The sequence below is a fragment of the Enterobacter sp. H2G27 genome, assembly GCF_054403075.1.
Genome location: NZ_JBSVSI010000001.1, coordinates 2,726,300 through 2,738,888, shown reverse-complemented (window position 1 = coordinate 2,738,888; position 12,589 = coordinate 2,726,300). Strand labels below are relative to the sequence as shown.

Annotated in this window: 12 protein-coding genes and 1 riboswitch; of the genes, 5 read left to right on the top strand and 7 right to left on the bottom strand. The window is 55.0% G+C overall.

Annotation, left to right across the window (positions count from 1 at the left end; all coding sequences use genetic code 11):
• Window positions 1-47: 47 nt before the first annotated feature.
• Both ACW9E7_RS12975 and ACW9E7_RS12970 read right to left on the bottom strand, forming a co-directional pair.
• Window positions 48-509, bottom strand: a complete 462-nt coding sequence (locus tag ACW9E7_RS12975; protein ID WP_458727885.1) for a hypothetical protein — start codon at window positions 507-509, stop codon at window positions 48-50.
• A 213-nt stretch (window positions 510-722) separates the two neighbouring features.
• Window positions 723-1,796 (bottom strand): YadA C-terminal domain-containing protein, encoded by a 1,074-nt coding sequence (locus ACW9E7_RS12970; RefSeq protein ID WP_458727884.1) that lies wholly within the window; start codon window positions 1,794-1,796, stop codon window positions 723-725.
• A gap of 612 nt (window positions 1,797-2,408) precedes the next feature.
• A riboswitch (TPP riboswitch) is annotated at window positions 2,409-2,505 on the top strand.
• Window positions 2,506-2,540: 35 nt separating this feature from the next.
• Here ACW9E7_RS12970 and thiM point away from each other — a divergent pair.
• From thiM to ACW9E7_RS12955, 3 genes are read left to right on the top strand one after another with little or no spacing between them, the layout of a single operon-like run.
• A complete protein-coding gene (thiM, locus tag ACW9E7_RS12965) occupies window positions 2,541-3,311 on the top strand; it encodes a hydroxyethylthiazole kinase (protein WP_458727883.1) in 771 nt (256 codons plus the stop codon).
• Window positions 3,308-4,108 carry a bifunctional hydroxymethylpyrimidine kinase/phosphomethylpyrimidine kinase gene (gene thiD / locus ACW9E7_RS12960; protein WP_115875817.1) on the top strand — a complete coding sequence of 267 codons (801 nt, stop codon included), beginning with the start codon at window positions 3,308-3,310 and terminating at the stop codon, window positions 4,106-4,108. The genes thiM and thiD overlap by 4 nt, the downstream gene beginning before the upstream one ends.
• Before the next feature lie 42 nt (window positions 4,109-4,150).
• A complete protein-coding gene (locus ACW9E7_RS12955; protein WP_288460842.1) occupies window positions 4,151-4,897 on the top strand; it encodes a GntR family transcriptional regulator in 747 nt (248 codons plus the stop codon).
• On the opposite strand, the gene ACW9E7_RS12950 is transcribed toward ACW9E7_RS12955, so the two are convergent.
• From ACW9E7_RS12950 to ACW9E7_RS12940, 3 genes are read right to left on the bottom strand one after another with little or no spacing between them, the layout of a single operon-like run.
• On the bottom strand, window positions 4,871-5,824 hold the full coding sequence (locus tag ACW9E7_RS12950; RefSeq protein ID WP_458727882.1) for a PfkB family carbohydrate kinase: 954 nt from the start codon (window positions 5,822-5,824) through the stop codon (window positions 4,871-4,873). The genes ACW9E7_RS12955 and ACW9E7_RS12950 overlap by 27 nt on opposite strands.
• On the bottom strand, window positions 5,821-6,825 hold the full coding sequence (locus tag ACW9E7_RS12945) for an ADP-ribosylglycohydrolase family protein (RefSeq protein ID WP_133294788.1): 1,005 nt from the start codon (window positions 6,823-6,825) through the stop codon (window positions 5,821-5,823). Before ACW9E7_RS12945 ends, ACW9E7_RS12950 begins: the two co-directional genes overlap by 4 nt.
• On the bottom strand, window positions 6,822-8,099 hold the full coding sequence (locus ACW9E7_RS12940; protein WP_458727881.1) for a nucleoside permease: 1,278 nt from the start codon (window positions 8,097-8,099) through the stop codon (window positions 6,822-6,824). Before ACW9E7_RS12940 ends, ACW9E7_RS12945 begins: the two co-directional genes overlap by 4 nt.
• A gap of 250 nt (window positions 8,100-8,349) precedes the next feature.
• Here ACW9E7_RS12940 and fbaB point away from each other — a divergent pair, with 250 nt between their 5' ends.
• The gene (gene fbaB, locus ACW9E7_RS12935) at window positions 8,350-9,402 is read left to right on the top strand and encodes a class I fructose-bisphosphate aldolase (RefSeq protein ID WP_458727880.1); all 1,053 of its coding nucleotides are present in this window, start codon (window positions 8,350-8,352) and stop codon (window positions 9,400-9,402) included.
• A gap of 53 nt (window positions 9,403-9,455) precedes the next feature.
• Here fbaB and yegS read toward each other — a convergent pair whose 3' ends face one another.
• The gene (gene yegS, locus ACW9E7_RS12930; protein WP_136195408.1) at window positions 9,456-10,355 is read right to left on the bottom strand and encodes a lipid kinase YegS; all 900 of its coding nucleotides are present in this window, start codon (window positions 10,353-10,355) and stop codon (window positions 9,456-9,458) included.
• A 140-nt stretch (window positions 10,356-10,495) separates the two neighbouring features.
• On the opposite strand from yegS, the gene ACW9E7_RS12925 reads away from it, so the two are divergent.
• Window positions 10,496-10,996 (top strand): 2-thiouracil desulfurase family protein, encoded by a 501-nt coding sequence (locus tag ACW9E7_RS12925; protein ID WP_115875813.1) that lies wholly within the window; start codon window positions 10,496-10,498, stop codon window positions 10,994-10,996.
• Between the two features lie 161 nt (window positions 10,997-11,157).
• Here ACW9E7_RS12925 and trhP read toward each other — a convergent pair whose 3' ends face one another.
• The gene (gene trhP, locus ACW9E7_RS12920; protein WP_133294786.1) at window positions 11,158-12,519 is read right to left on the bottom strand and encodes a prephenate-dependent tRNA uridine(34) hydroxylase TrhP; all 1,362 of its coding nucleotides are present in this window, start codon (window positions 12,517-12,519) and stop codon (window positions 11,158-11,160) included.
• Between the last annotated feature and the right edge of the window lie 70 nt (window positions 12,520-12,589).

Genomic DNA, 12,589 nt, shown 5'->3' with positions numbered 1-12,589 from the left:
CAAATGGGGCTATGTAAATCTTATCAGGAGGGAGCGTAGTGCTAAGATCATATTTTTGATAATTGTGCGTTTACGACTCTCTCTTTTTCGACAACCAGCTGCATAATATAGCTACCCTTGTGCCATAAACCCTTATTTGGCTTCCAGCCTTTCGAAAGCAGATATTCAGCAGCATCAGATATTGGCTTATTCATAACGCGATCCGCTTCACCTGAAAACTGTTTAACATCGCCGATTGCTTTGGCAGTCTTGCTGTCACAACGACCAGCAGCATCCATAACCTGAGTGCAGCCTTCAGGAAAATGCTTATGTGCTGATTGTGCAAGTTGAGCAGCATTCTCCAAAGCCTGTTTTTCTGCAGCAGCGTTAATGGCTGATGTGCGGTTTTGCTCTGCAATATAACAAGCGTCTTTACTCACCCCCTTGCTTTGACAATCCGCCATCCGTTGCGCTGGTGAGGAACACGCAGTAAGAGATAATACAGCCGCTATCATCATTAACTTTTTCATTATTGCCTCAGTAATTGCAATTATAAATATAGGTGCCTAACATCAAGCCGATCCATATCCCTAATAAAATAAAAGTGAGATACAAAACAACGGAGATAAAAATGTACTTTGTCATTTTATTTGCGAGCAGCAATGTATTGAGTTATAGCCAGCTGATTAAAACTCATGGGCGATTTTTTTAGCTCACTGGCATTATATTTTAATACTGTAACATTACCATCCGTAAGATGCGGACGCCGCAACAATTTCATTGCCGTTGGATGTACCTGATGTAGAGAGGGTAGCAGCTACATTCTCAGCGAACTTGTGACGGTAGCCGATTGCATAACCTTGCGCATCTTTGAAGTTGGCAGCACCGACGGCAACCGCGTTATCTGTATCAACGTAATGCAAACCAGCAAGAGAAGCAGCGCCAGCGATACCAGCACGATATTCCTTGCGATCCTCATTCTGCTGATTCTCCAGAGAAGAGAACTTAGCGTTATTTTGACTCTCTAACGCAGTAATACGTGATTCATGATTCGCTAATTGTGCGCTGTGATTCTGAATCGTCGCTTCCTGTGTTTGCTGGCGTGACTGAACGGTAGCAACAGCAGCTTTATTCGCTGCGGCTACCGTTTGTGCATCGACAGCTAAAGATTGCGCATAAGCGCCCGTATTAAATGCCTGAGTCGCTTTGCCAGAGGCATCCTGAAGTGCTTGATCTTGTCTATCCTGATCGGCGTTGAAAATGCTTTTATCGACCTTACTTGCTAGCGCTTGAGTGTTGGCGTCTGCTTTGTTGTTCGCATTGGTCGCGGTGATGTCAGTTTTATCTACTCTCGTGTTTGTATCAATGATTGCTTGACCGTTAGTAATAACGCCTTGTAAAGCCGCGTCTGCTTTATTATTAGTGTTATCAATCAATATATTCTGTTTGTTATCAGTGATTGTCTGATCTGCTTTGTAATCGTCGACTTTCTGATTAAGGATAGCGTTAGCTTGAGTGTTAGTATTTACGCCATCTTGAGCGGTGTTAGCTGTATCTTGTGCTTTATTAATAGCTGTATTTGCTCTGTCAATATCGCCCTGAAGGTTATAGATTTGCCCGTCTTGCTTAATGTTACTCCCCTCGATGTTATCAAGGTTATAGGCGGTTTTATCGGTACCCTGAATTTGAATGTGAGCACCTGGATTGTTGACGTTATCGTCAAGGTTTATGTTTACTTCCGCAGCATTTGCAGTATTCATTGAACCAGCAAACACAAAACCAAAAACAGCGATAGCTGTTGTATTTAAATAGTTCATTTTAAAGCTCTCATCATCACTACAAGAAAAAAAGTAAGGGCGCTATCCTGGCGGGAAGATACAACGTCTTGTTATATCTGAAATAATTCACGATCAACGTTGAAAGTTTTGGTTTGATAACTTATTTCGTAACGTGCAGTAACTATCTATGAATGTGTAATTTTGATTATTGATCTAAATCATAAATAGCAGGAATAGCTAAACGAGTCGTTCCAGAAAAGCTCGGCTTAATAATCTTATAATACAATAAGATAGCGATTCATAATGGATGAGAGTCAAATTAGATATAAAACACTAATGCATTAAATATATTTAAGTGTTTTGATTTGAATGGGTTAATAATACACATAACAGTTTATGTAAATTTATGGTTTTTTGCCGATTATTTATTATCGAACCTTTCGTCAGCTTCGAATGAAAATAAATTCAGCTCATTTTTGTTCCGGGATATACTAGGAGAAAATATTTATGTTGAAGATGCTAGCGAAAAAGTGTTTAGGGAGATTCATAACGCGATCGCTGCCGTGATAAATCAAAACCGCTTGCGCCTGACCTGTGGCCACGGTTACACTGATTGAGAACATTGATTTCAATAAATCATTGTTTTAAAAGTATTTTGACTCGGGGTGCCCTTCCTTGTGAAGGCTGAGAAATACCCGTATTACCTGATCTGGATAATGCCAGCGTAGGGAAGTCAGATGCCTTCCCGGTCATCGCTTCTTCACGCAAGGCAGGAGCGAACCCATGCAGCCTGACCTGCTCGATTTACACGTTTTACATCACTTCCGCACCCGTTCTCCACTGACCCATTGTATGACCAATGATGTCGTACAGACCTTTACGGCCAACGTTCTGCTGGCGCTTGGCGCATCACCCGCGATGGTGATTGAGGCCGAAGAGGCTGAACAGTTTGCTGCGATCGCCGATGCGCTGCTGGTCAACGTTGGCACGCTGACCGCGCCGCGCGCCCAGTCGATGCGCCGGGCGATTGAGAGCGCGGTGGCGGCAGGCAAGCCCTGGACGCTGGACCCGGTTGCCGTGGGCGCCCTGGCGTTCCGCACCCGTTTTTGCCATCAAATTCTTGCCCTGAAACCGGCGGCCATTCGCGGCAATGCCTCTGAAATCCTTGCTCTTGCCGGGATGAGCCCGGGTGGGCGCGGCGTTGATACGACCGATACCGCCGCCAGCGCGGTGCCCGCTGCACAGGCGCTGGCCCGCCAGACCAATGCCGTTGTGGTCGTCACCGGCGAGGTGGATTACATCACGGACGGGCAACGTACCCGAACGGTTACCGGCGGCGATCCGCTGATGACGCGCGTGGTAGGCACCGGATGCGCGCTTTCTGCCGTTGTGGCGGCGAGCTGTTCGCTGCCGGGTGACCGGCTGGATAACATTGCAGCCGCCTGCGGATGGATGAAGCGAGCCGGAACGGTAGCCGTTACGCACTCCCTTGGCCCGGGCAGTTTTGCCAGCGCGTTCCTCGACGCGCTCTATACGCTGGAGGAGCAGGCATGAAGCGGATTAACGCCCTGACCATTGCCGGCACCGATCCCAGCGGCGGCGCGGGTATCCAGGCTGACCTGAAAACATTCTCGGCCCTTGGCGCGTACGGCTGCTCGGTCATTACCGCGCTGGTGGCGCAAAACACGCGCGGCGTGCAGTCGGTCTACCGTATTGAGCCAGATTTTGTTGCCGCGCAGCTGGATTCTGTGTTCAGCGACGTGCGCATCGATACCACCAAGATCGGCATGCTGGCCGAGACGGATATTGTGGAAGCGGTGGCCGAGCGGCTTAAACGCTATCAGGTGCAAAACGTGGTGCTGGATACCGTCATGCTGGCAAAAAGCGGCGACCCGCTGCTTTCGGCCTCCGCCGTGGAGACGCTGCGTACAAAACTGCTGCCGCAGGTGGCGCTTATCACGCCCAATCTGCCGGAAGCCGCCGCGCTGTTAGGCACATCGCATGCGCAAACGGAACGCGAGATGAAAGCGCAGGGAAACGCGCTGCTGGCGATGGGCTGCGGCGCGGTGCTGATGAAGGGCGGTCATCTTGACGACGCTGAAAGCCCGGACTGGCTCTTTACCCGCGATGGCGAAGTACGTTTTACCGCGCCGCGCGTGCAGACCAAAAACACCCACGGCACGGGCTGCACGCTCTCCGCCGCGCTGGCGGCGCTGCGTCCCCGGCATGAAGGCTGGGCCGATACGGTTAGCGAAGCGAAAGCCTGGCTCTCGGCGGCGCTGGCAAAAGCCGATACTCTGGAAGTCGGTCACGGTATTGGGCCGGTTCATCATTTTCATGCATGGTGGTAACCCAGTATACTGGCAGGAAACACCACGCCTGAGAAAACAGAGATGGAACAAGCGCATACCCGGTTAATCGCTCAACTGAATGAACGGATCGCCGCGCCGGACAACACGCCGCTGTACCTGAAATTTGCCGAAACGGTAAAAAATGCGGTGCGAAGCGGCATGCTGGAGCACGGGAATATTTTGCCCGGCGAGCGCGATCTGAGCCAGTTAACCGGCGTGTCGCGCATCACCGTGCGAAAGGCAATGCAGGCGCTGGAGGAAGAGGGCGTGGTGACGCGTTCTCGTGGATATGGCACGCAAATCAACAACATCTTTGAATATTCGCTGAAAGAGGCGCGCGGGTTCTCGCAGCAGGTGGTGCTGCGCGGCCAAACGCCAAATACGCTGTGGGTCAACAAGCGGGTGGTGAAATGCCCGGAAGAGGTGGCTAACCACCTGTCGATCTCCCCGGACAGCGAGGTTTTTTTACTTAAGCGCATTCGCTATGTGGATGACGATGCGGTGTCGATTGAAGAGTCCTGGGTCCCGGTCGGGTTAATTCCCGATCCGGATGCAATTGGCATTTCGCTGTATGACTACTTCCGCAGTCAGAATATTTTCCCGCAGCGCACCCGCTCAAGGGTGAGCGCCCGCATGCCGGACAGCGAGTTTCAGGCGCACATTAAGATGGATGAAAAAATACCGGTGCTGGTGATCAAGCAGGTTGCGCTTGACCAGCAGCACCGTCCGATTGAGTACAGCATCAGCTACTGTCGCAGCGATCTATACGTCTTTGTGTGCGAGGAGTAATTCCTCACGAGTCGGGGCGCAATCGCCGCCGCGGTGGCTGACCACCCAGGACGCCACGGCATTCCCCAGCAGAACGGCGTCTGCCAGCGACCATCCCGCTGCCAGCCCTGCCAGCGTGCCGCCCGCGTGGCTGTCGCCAGCACCAATGGTGTCCACAACCGTCGCCGGGAACGCCGGAACAACGCCCGAGGCGTCACCGTCATACCACATAGCACCGTCTTTATCATGGCGCACGATTAGCGCGGCGCCGAAGCGCTGCTGCCATACTTCACCCAGGTTGTCAGCCTCTACGCCCAGTCTTTCAGCCGCGAGCCCCGCTTCCTGACGATTGAGCGACACGATTGGCCTGCAGGTCATAATCCGCTCCATCAGCACGTCGGGGATATCCGCGATGCGGGGGCCGAAATCGATCAATGCCGTCACGTCCTGTAATCCCTCCAGCCAGCGTGTCAGCAGCTCGCCGCACGGCGATGCCAGCTGGTAGCCGGACAAATAAACCAGGCTGTTTTGCGGAACGTAAAGCGCATCCAGCCAGCGCTGCTGCCACTGGTTCTCCACGCCGCTAAAGGACATAAAGGTACGTTCGCCGTCAGGCTCAACCAGCGCCAGGCACCAGCCGTTGTCGCCCGTATCGGCCTCCACGGCGCTGTGCAGATCCTGCTTCGCCATGGCGTTGCGGATAATATCCGCCCAGACGCCGTGACCGACGGGCAGAGCGTTTTGCGCCGTAATGCCGAGCCGCTTCAGGGCGATGGCAATGTTTAGCGCGCAGCCGCCGATATTCACGCCCTGCTGCTTAAGTTCGATATCGCACCCGCGCCAGGGCAGGGCGTAGGCGTCGGCGATGACGTCTATCACCGCTGCGCCCAGCACCGTCACCGGGCGCGTGGCGTGCAGGGTGTCGAGACGTTGGGCAAATGCATTCATACGCCCTCCCTTTGCTCCCGGTAGTGCAGCAGTTTCTCGCAATAGTGGCCGAAATCGAGCCGGTTAACGGCGTCGAGCTCGGCCTTCAGCGCCGGGTCAATTGCCTGGACGCCGTGGAGCGCGCCGCAGATGGCTGTCGCCATGGCACCAATGGTGTCGGTATCGCCGCCCAGGTTGGCGCATAAAATGGCGCAGCGGTTCGGATCGGTTTCCGCCAGTTCGACCATCGCAATGGCCGCCGGGACGGACTCAATGGTGCTGGTTCCTGCGCCGACAAGCTGATAAATCTGCTCGCTGGCGGAGTCGATGCCGTTGGCTTCCCGTACGGTCTTAAGCGCCAGCTCAATACGCGCCGCCAGCGACGCGCTGAAGGTGGTGGTTTTCATCTCCTGCGCATAGCGGGCGATACCCGGCAGAGCATCGACGATGTTCTGCCAGCTTTCGCCGTCGACGGCGCGGGAAACCGCCCACGCAATCACCACCGCGCCGGCAATGGCGAGGTCCGATTTATGGGTCGGGCTGGAGGCCAGCGCCACCTGCTCAACAAAGTGTTCCAGACGCGTGGCCGGAAGCAGGCAGCCCAGCGGCGAGGCGCGCATCGCCGCCCCGTTGGTCACGCCGTTGTTTTCCAGCTCGCTGACCGGCTTGCCGTCACGAATTGCGTTAAGCGCGATTTTGGAGGTCGGGCCGAGCACGTTCTTATTAAACGCATCGAAATCGAGCGCCCAGTGCAGAATATGCTTGCCGATAACGTCCGCGTTAATCTCCCCGTCGCACTCAACGATCGCGTCAGCCAGGCACAGCGCCATTGAGGTATCGTCAGTAAACTCTGCCTGTTTGAAATAGCAGGCCGCATTATTCTCTGCCGGGCCGGGTAAAAAGCGGTCGATCCAGCCGAAGTGCGCCTTGACGCGCTTTCTCGGCCACAGCTCCGACGGCATGCCCATCGCATCCCCTAACGCCTGCCCGTAAAGGGCCCCGAGAACACGGTCTTGTTTCATTTAACTTCCCCTTGTGTCAGCGCGGTATCGCCATCAACCACCGCAATTGCGGCGATCTCTTTGTCCGATTCGCGGAAAAACAGCATAAACAGCACGGCAATCACGGCAATCATGATTGCACCAAACGTCCACATTCCGGCCCAGTTGAAGGTCAGCCCATTCACCGGCTCTTTGTATGCGAACATTTTTTCCATCATCACGCCGCCCAGGCGGTAACCCAGCAGGCTACCAAAGCCCTGGCAGCACAGCGTAATCAGGCCCTGCGCGGCGGTCCGCATGTGCACCGGCGCTTTTTTATCCACGTAGATATACGCGGTGACATAGTAGAAGTCGTAGCTCACGCCGTGCAGCAGAATCCCGAGGAACAGCAGGGCGTAGGTGAAGTACTGTTCCGCACCGCCGTATACGAAGAACCCGTAGCGGATGGCGGCCGTGATCAGACCCAGCAGTAAGACCTTCTTAATACCAAAGCGTTTGGTAAAGAACGGCAGGGCGAGCATAAAGAAGATTTCAGAAAACTGGCCGAGCGTCATCCAGCCGGTGGCGTTTTTCATTCCCACTTCGGTGAGATAGCCGTTGGCGAAGATGTAGTAGAAGGCCAGCGGCATGGCGAACAGGAACGAGCAGAAGAAGAATACGAGGAAGTTTCTGTCGCGCAGCAGGATCAGCGCGTCCAGCCCCAGCATCACTTTGAAGTCCAGCTTGCCGGTACTTTTCGGCGGTGTGTTCGGCAGGAAGAGGGCAAAGACGCCGAGCAGGGCGGAGCTGGCGGCCGTCATCAGCAGCGGAATATTGGTATCGGAAATATCGCTGTAGCCCAGCATCTGCGGCAGGAAGCCGCACGCCAGCCCGGAGGCGATCCAGCCTATAGTGCCCATCACGCGGATGCGCGGGAAATCGGCCTCGACGTCATCCACGTTCGCGAAGGCAATACTGTTGGTCAGCGCGATTGTGGGCATATAGGTCAGGGAGTAAACCAGCAGCAGCGGGAAGAAGGTGCTGAACTGGGTTTGCTGTGCGGCGAAGTACATCATAATCGCGCCGGCAAACATCAGCACCGCCAGTACTTTCTGCGCGGCGAAGAAGCGGTCCGTCAGCGATCCGACAAGAATCGGGGAGAGGATAGCGGCAATGGCGGTACAGGCGTAAGACCAGCCGATTTCCCCGGCGGTAAAACCGCTTTTGCTCAGCCACAGCCACAGCGGCACAAACCACGCGCCCCAGATAAACCATTCAACAAACATCATGAATGACAGTTGGACTTTCGTTTTCATTTTTTAATCCTGCATGTCAGAGAGGGTACGCCTTTAACATACCATTCAATAATACCTTTTAAATACCTTTGTGGCGATTGTTTGATCAATGTAACAGTTTTGTTGTACACGAATCGAGCCAGCAGATTGTGCTGAAAAAAAATGCAATGGGTGGAAAATCTGTTAAGTCGGTACCAGGCTTAGTCTGCCCATAAATAATGGGACTGGATAAACACACACCGACACGACGTCGGACTTACGGGAGTATCACATGACTGATATTGCGCAGTTGCTTGGCAAAGACGCCGACAGCCTTTTACAGCATCGTTGTATGACCATTCCAGCCGACCAGCTTTACCTGCCTGGTCATGATTACGTTGACCGCGTGATGGTCGATAACAACCGTCCCCCTGCCGTGCTGCGAAATATGCAGACGCTCTATAACACCGGGCGGCTCGGCGGCACCGGATATCTCTCGATTCTGCCGGTAGACCAGGGCGTTGAGCACTCGGCGGGCGCCTCCTTTGCGGCGAATCCGCTCTACTTCGATCCGAAGAACATTGTTGAACTGGCGATTGAAGCGGGCTGTAACTGTGTAGCCTCCACCTACGGCGTGCTGGCCTCCGTCTCGCGTCGCTATGCCCACCGCATTCCGTTCCTGGTGAAGCTGAACCACAACGAAACCCTGAGTTACCCTACCGAATATGACCAGACGCTCTACGCCAGCGTCGAGCAGGCGTTCAATATGGGGGCGGTTGCCGTTGGGGCGACGATTTACTTTGGCTCTGAACAGTCCCGTCGTCAGATTGAAGAGATCTCTGCGGCGTTTGAGCGCGCTCATGAGTTCGGCATGGTGACCGTGCTGTGGGCGTACCTGCGTAACTCGGCGTTCAAAAAAGACGGCGTGGATTACCACGTGTCGGCCGACCTGACCGGCCAGGCGAACCATCTGGCGGCGACCATTGGCGCAGACATCGTGAAGCAGAAAATGGCCGAGAATAACGGCGGCTATAAAGCGGTAAACTTTGGCTACACCGATGACCGCGTTTACAGCAAGCTGACCAGCGATAACCCGATCGACCTGGTGCGCTACCAGCTGGCGAACTGCTATATGGGCCGCGCGGGGCTGATCAACTCCGGCGGCGCGGCGGGCGGCGATACTGACCTGTCAGACGCGGTGCGTACGGCGGTTATTAACAAACGCGCGGGCGGCATGGGGCTGATCCTGGGTCGTAAGGCGTTTAAGAAATCGATGGCCGACGGCGTGAAGCTGATCAATGCGGTGCAGGACGTCTATCTGGACAGCAAAGTCACGATTGCCTGACCTGAGGGCGAAGTGTAGGCCGGGTAAGGCGTAGCCGCCACCCGGCAATACCATTAGCGCAAAAGCACACAGTCCGGCGGCAACCGACACTGCAGCGCGCCGGGCAACACCTCAATGCGGAACTGTGTTCCGCTTAACGGCTCTCCGTCGAGGTTAAACGTCATCCCGTGCGGGGCATTTACCTCAAACCACGCCGATTTCCCGTCAATGATATTTGGACTCTCTTCCGGCTGCGTCAGCGTGGTAAACAGCGCGGGCAGCAGGCCGTCGCCCGTGAAAATCCTCAGCTGTAGCTGACCGTCATTGATCAGCGCCTCCGGGCACAGCTGCTGACCGCCGCCTGCCTGTCGACCATTTCCAATGCCAATCACCAGCGCGTCACCCTGCCACTGAAAATCCTCGCCGCGAATTTCGCAGCGGTCAGGCTTGAGGGTATCCATGCGCATCAGACCGTGGATCAGATACGACACGCCGCCCAGCGCCGCCTTCAGTTTTTCCGGCGTTTCGCTGGTGATGCGCGTGCCAAACCCGCCGGTCGCCATATTGATAAAGCAGGTTTTATCATTCACCTGCGCAATATCCACGGCGGTGGCTTTACCGAGGATCGCCAGCTGGAGCGCCTTCTCTAACTCCTCCGGGATCCCGGCGCTGGTGGCAAAGTCATTGGCGGTGCCGAGCGGTAAAATGCCCATCACCGGGCGGTTTGCCGGGGGCAGGTCTATTAGCGCTGAGGCAATCTCATTGATAGTGCCATCGCCGCCGCCGGAAATGATGGTCTCAACGCCAAGCCCGAGGGCTTCATTGATATAGCGTGCCGCGTCGCCTTTTTCCCACGTCACCCTGACGTGAATGCGCGCGCCGTCGTCGCGCAAGCCGCGAATTGCCTGACGCAACAGATCGTTGCCTGCACTTTTGCCATTGAGAATCAATAAACTGTCTGGATAGGTTGCCATCCGCGCTGCTCCCTTTTTTAGCGTTAGTAAGAGTGTATAGCAGAGAGGAAAAAAGCGGGTAAGAACAGGATGAAAGGAACAAAATATGCCCGAAAGCGCGTTACACTCCAGCGATGATATGGACTAATCACAGGAAAGTGATGATGAATAAAATTTTGGTAAGCGCGTGCCTGATGGGCTTCAGGGTTCGTTATAACGCAAGTGAAAAAGCGAGAATGAACGCGCAACTCGCTCGCTGGCAACAGGAACAACGTCTGGTTATCCACTGTCCTGAATTGGCTGCCGGGCTGCCTGTACCGCGTCCTCCGGCAGAGATTATGTCTGCTGATGGGAAAGACGTAATGCGCGGGCAAGCCAGAATTATTGAAAATACCGGGCAGGATGTGACCGCACATTATCAGCTTGCAGCCTGGCTTGCGCTACGCGCTGCTCAGGAGTCGGGGTGTAGCGCTGCATTGTTAACCGATGGCAGCCCAACGTGCGGCAGCGAGTTTATTTATGACGGATCGTTTCGCGGCATACATAAAGCGGGGAGGGGGGTTGCGGCATCGTTGCTCGCTGAGCATGGGATCGCCGTGTTCTCAGAGAAGCAAATCGACGAACTCATTGCCTGGATTGAGGAGAGAGAAGGCAAAAAATAAGCCCGCGTAAGGGAGATTACGCAGGCTAAGGAGGTGGTTCCTGGTACAGCTAGCATTTATGGGTTATGTTTTTCAGCGGGGGGATAATACCCGTATTGAACGAAGCGGTATGTGATCCGATTCTAAGAATTATCCCAGCGCGAAAAAATTTCCCTGATTAACTATTTGCCGTGTGGGTTTCGGGTGCTTTCACCGTTGAAGTTACGCATCAGCAGCGCGAACTTCAGCTCCACCTCTTCCGGAACCGGCAGCCAGACGGTATGCCCGTCGCCCGGCGCGACCTCAATCGCTTCGCCTTTGCCGTTTTCCAGATGCTCCAGCGTGAAGTTCATGTTGCCCTGCGGGGTCATCAGCTCCAGGCTGTCGCCTTTGGTGAATTTGTTTTTCACCGCCACGGCCGCCAGCGCGCCTTTGCGCTCGCCGGTGAAGTCGCCGACAAACTGCTGGCGTTCGGAAACGGAGTAGCCGTGCTCGTAGTTCTGGTAGTCGTCATGGGTATGACGACGCAGGAAGCCTTCGGTATAGCCGCGGTGCGCCAGGCCTTCCAGAGTTTCCAGCAGGCTGGTATCGAACGGTTTACCGGCCGCCGCATCGTCGATGGCTTTGCGGTACACCTGCGCTGTGCGCGCGCAGTAGTAATAGGATTTGGTGCGGCCTTCAATCTTCAGGGAGTGCACGCCCATCTGGGTAAGACGCTCAACGTGGGCGATGGCGCGCAGATCTTTCGAGTTCATAATGTAGGTGCCGTGCTCGTCTTCAAAGGCGGTCATGTACTCGCCCGGACGTTTGGCTTCTTCAATCATAAACACGCTGTCGGTTGGCGCGCCGATGCCCAGCGTCGGCTCGACGTTGGTCACCGGGATCGGCTCGTGCTTGTGGACGATGTTACCGACGTCATCCTCTTTGCCTTCCTGGACGTTATATTCCCAGCGGCAGGCGTTGGTGCAGGTGCCCTGGTTCGGGTCGCGCTTGTTGATATAGCCGGAGAGCAGGCAGCGGCCGGAGTAGGCCATGCACAGCGCGCCGTGGACGAAGATTTCGATTTCCATATCCGGCACCTGGGTACGGATCTCTTCGATCTCTTCCAGAGACAGTTCGCGGGACAGAATGACGCGGGTCAGCCCCATCTGCTTCCAGAACTTCACCGTCGCCCAGTTGACGGCGTTAGCCTGGACGGAGAGGTGAATATCCATCTCCGGGAAGTTCTCCCGAACCAGCATGATTAAACCCGGGTCCGACATGATCAGCGCGTCCGGCCCCATATCCACCACCGGCTTCAGGTCGCGGATGAACGTTTTCAGCTTAGCGTTGTGCGGCGCGATGTTCACGACCACGTAGAATTTCTTGCCCAGGGCATGCGCTTCGTTGATGCCGAGCTGCAGGTTCTCGTGGTTGAATTCGTTGTTACGCACGCGCAGCGAGTAGCGCGGCTGGCCCGCATAAACGGCGTCGGCACCATAGGCGAAAGCGTAACGCATATTTTGCAGCGTTCCCGCCGGGGAAAGGAGTTCCGGTTTAAACATGTTTGTTCTCGTTCTGATGACAGGTCAGATCCGCGTGCACCAGGTGCAGCGGTAAGGGGAGATCCCCCAC

Excerpts from the sequence above, each read along its gene's own strand:
- ACW9E7_RS12940 (WP_458727881.1), bottom strand. The coding sequence starts at position 8,099 with ATGAAAACGAAAGTCCAACTGTCATTCATGATGTTTGTTGAATGGTTT.
- ACW9E7_RS12950 (WP_458727882.1), bottom strand. The coding sequence starts at position 5,824 with ATGAATGCATTTGCCCAACGTCTCGACACCCTGCACGCCACGCGCCCG.
- ACW9E7_RS12955 (WP_288460842.1), top strand. The coding sequence starts at position 4,151 with ATGGAACAAGCGCATACCCGGTTAATCGCTCAACTGAATGAACGGATC.
- thiM (WP_458727883.1), top strand. The coding sequence starts at position 2,541 with ATGCAGCCTGACCTGCTCGATTTACACGTTTTACATCACTTCCGCACC.
- ACW9E7_RS12925 (WP_115875813.1), top strand. The coding sequence starts at position 10,496 with ATGATGAATAAAATTTTGGTAAGCGCGTGCCTGATGGGCTTCAGGGTT.
- fbaB (WP_458727880.1), top strand. The coding sequence starts at position 8,350 with ATGACTGATATTGCGCAGTTGCTTGGCAAAGACGCCGACAGCCTTTTA.
- ACW9E7_RS12975 (WP_458727885.1), bottom strand. The coding sequence starts at position 509 with ATGAAAAAGTTAATGATGATAGCGGCTGTATTATCTCTTACTGCGTGT.
- yegS (WP_136195408.1), bottom strand. The coding sequence starts at position 10,355 with ATGGCAACCTATCCAGACAGTTTATTGATTCTCAATGGCAAAAGTGCA.
- thiD (WP_115875817.1), top strand. The coding sequence starts at position 3,308 with ATGAAGCGGATTAACGCCCTGACCATTGCCGGCACCGATCCCAGCGGC.
- ACW9E7_RS12945 (WP_133294788.1), bottom strand. The coding sequence starts at position 6,825 with ATGAAACAAGACCGTGTTCTCGGGGCCCTTTACGGGCAGGCGTTAGGG.
- trhP (WP_133294786.1), bottom strand. The coding sequence starts at position 12,519 with ATGTTTAAACCGGAACTCCTTTCCCCGGCGGGAACGCTGCAAAATATG.
- ACW9E7_RS12970 (WP_458727884.1), bottom strand. The coding sequence starts at position 1,796 with ATGAACTATTTAAATACAACAGCTATCGCTGTTTTTGGTTTTGTGTTT.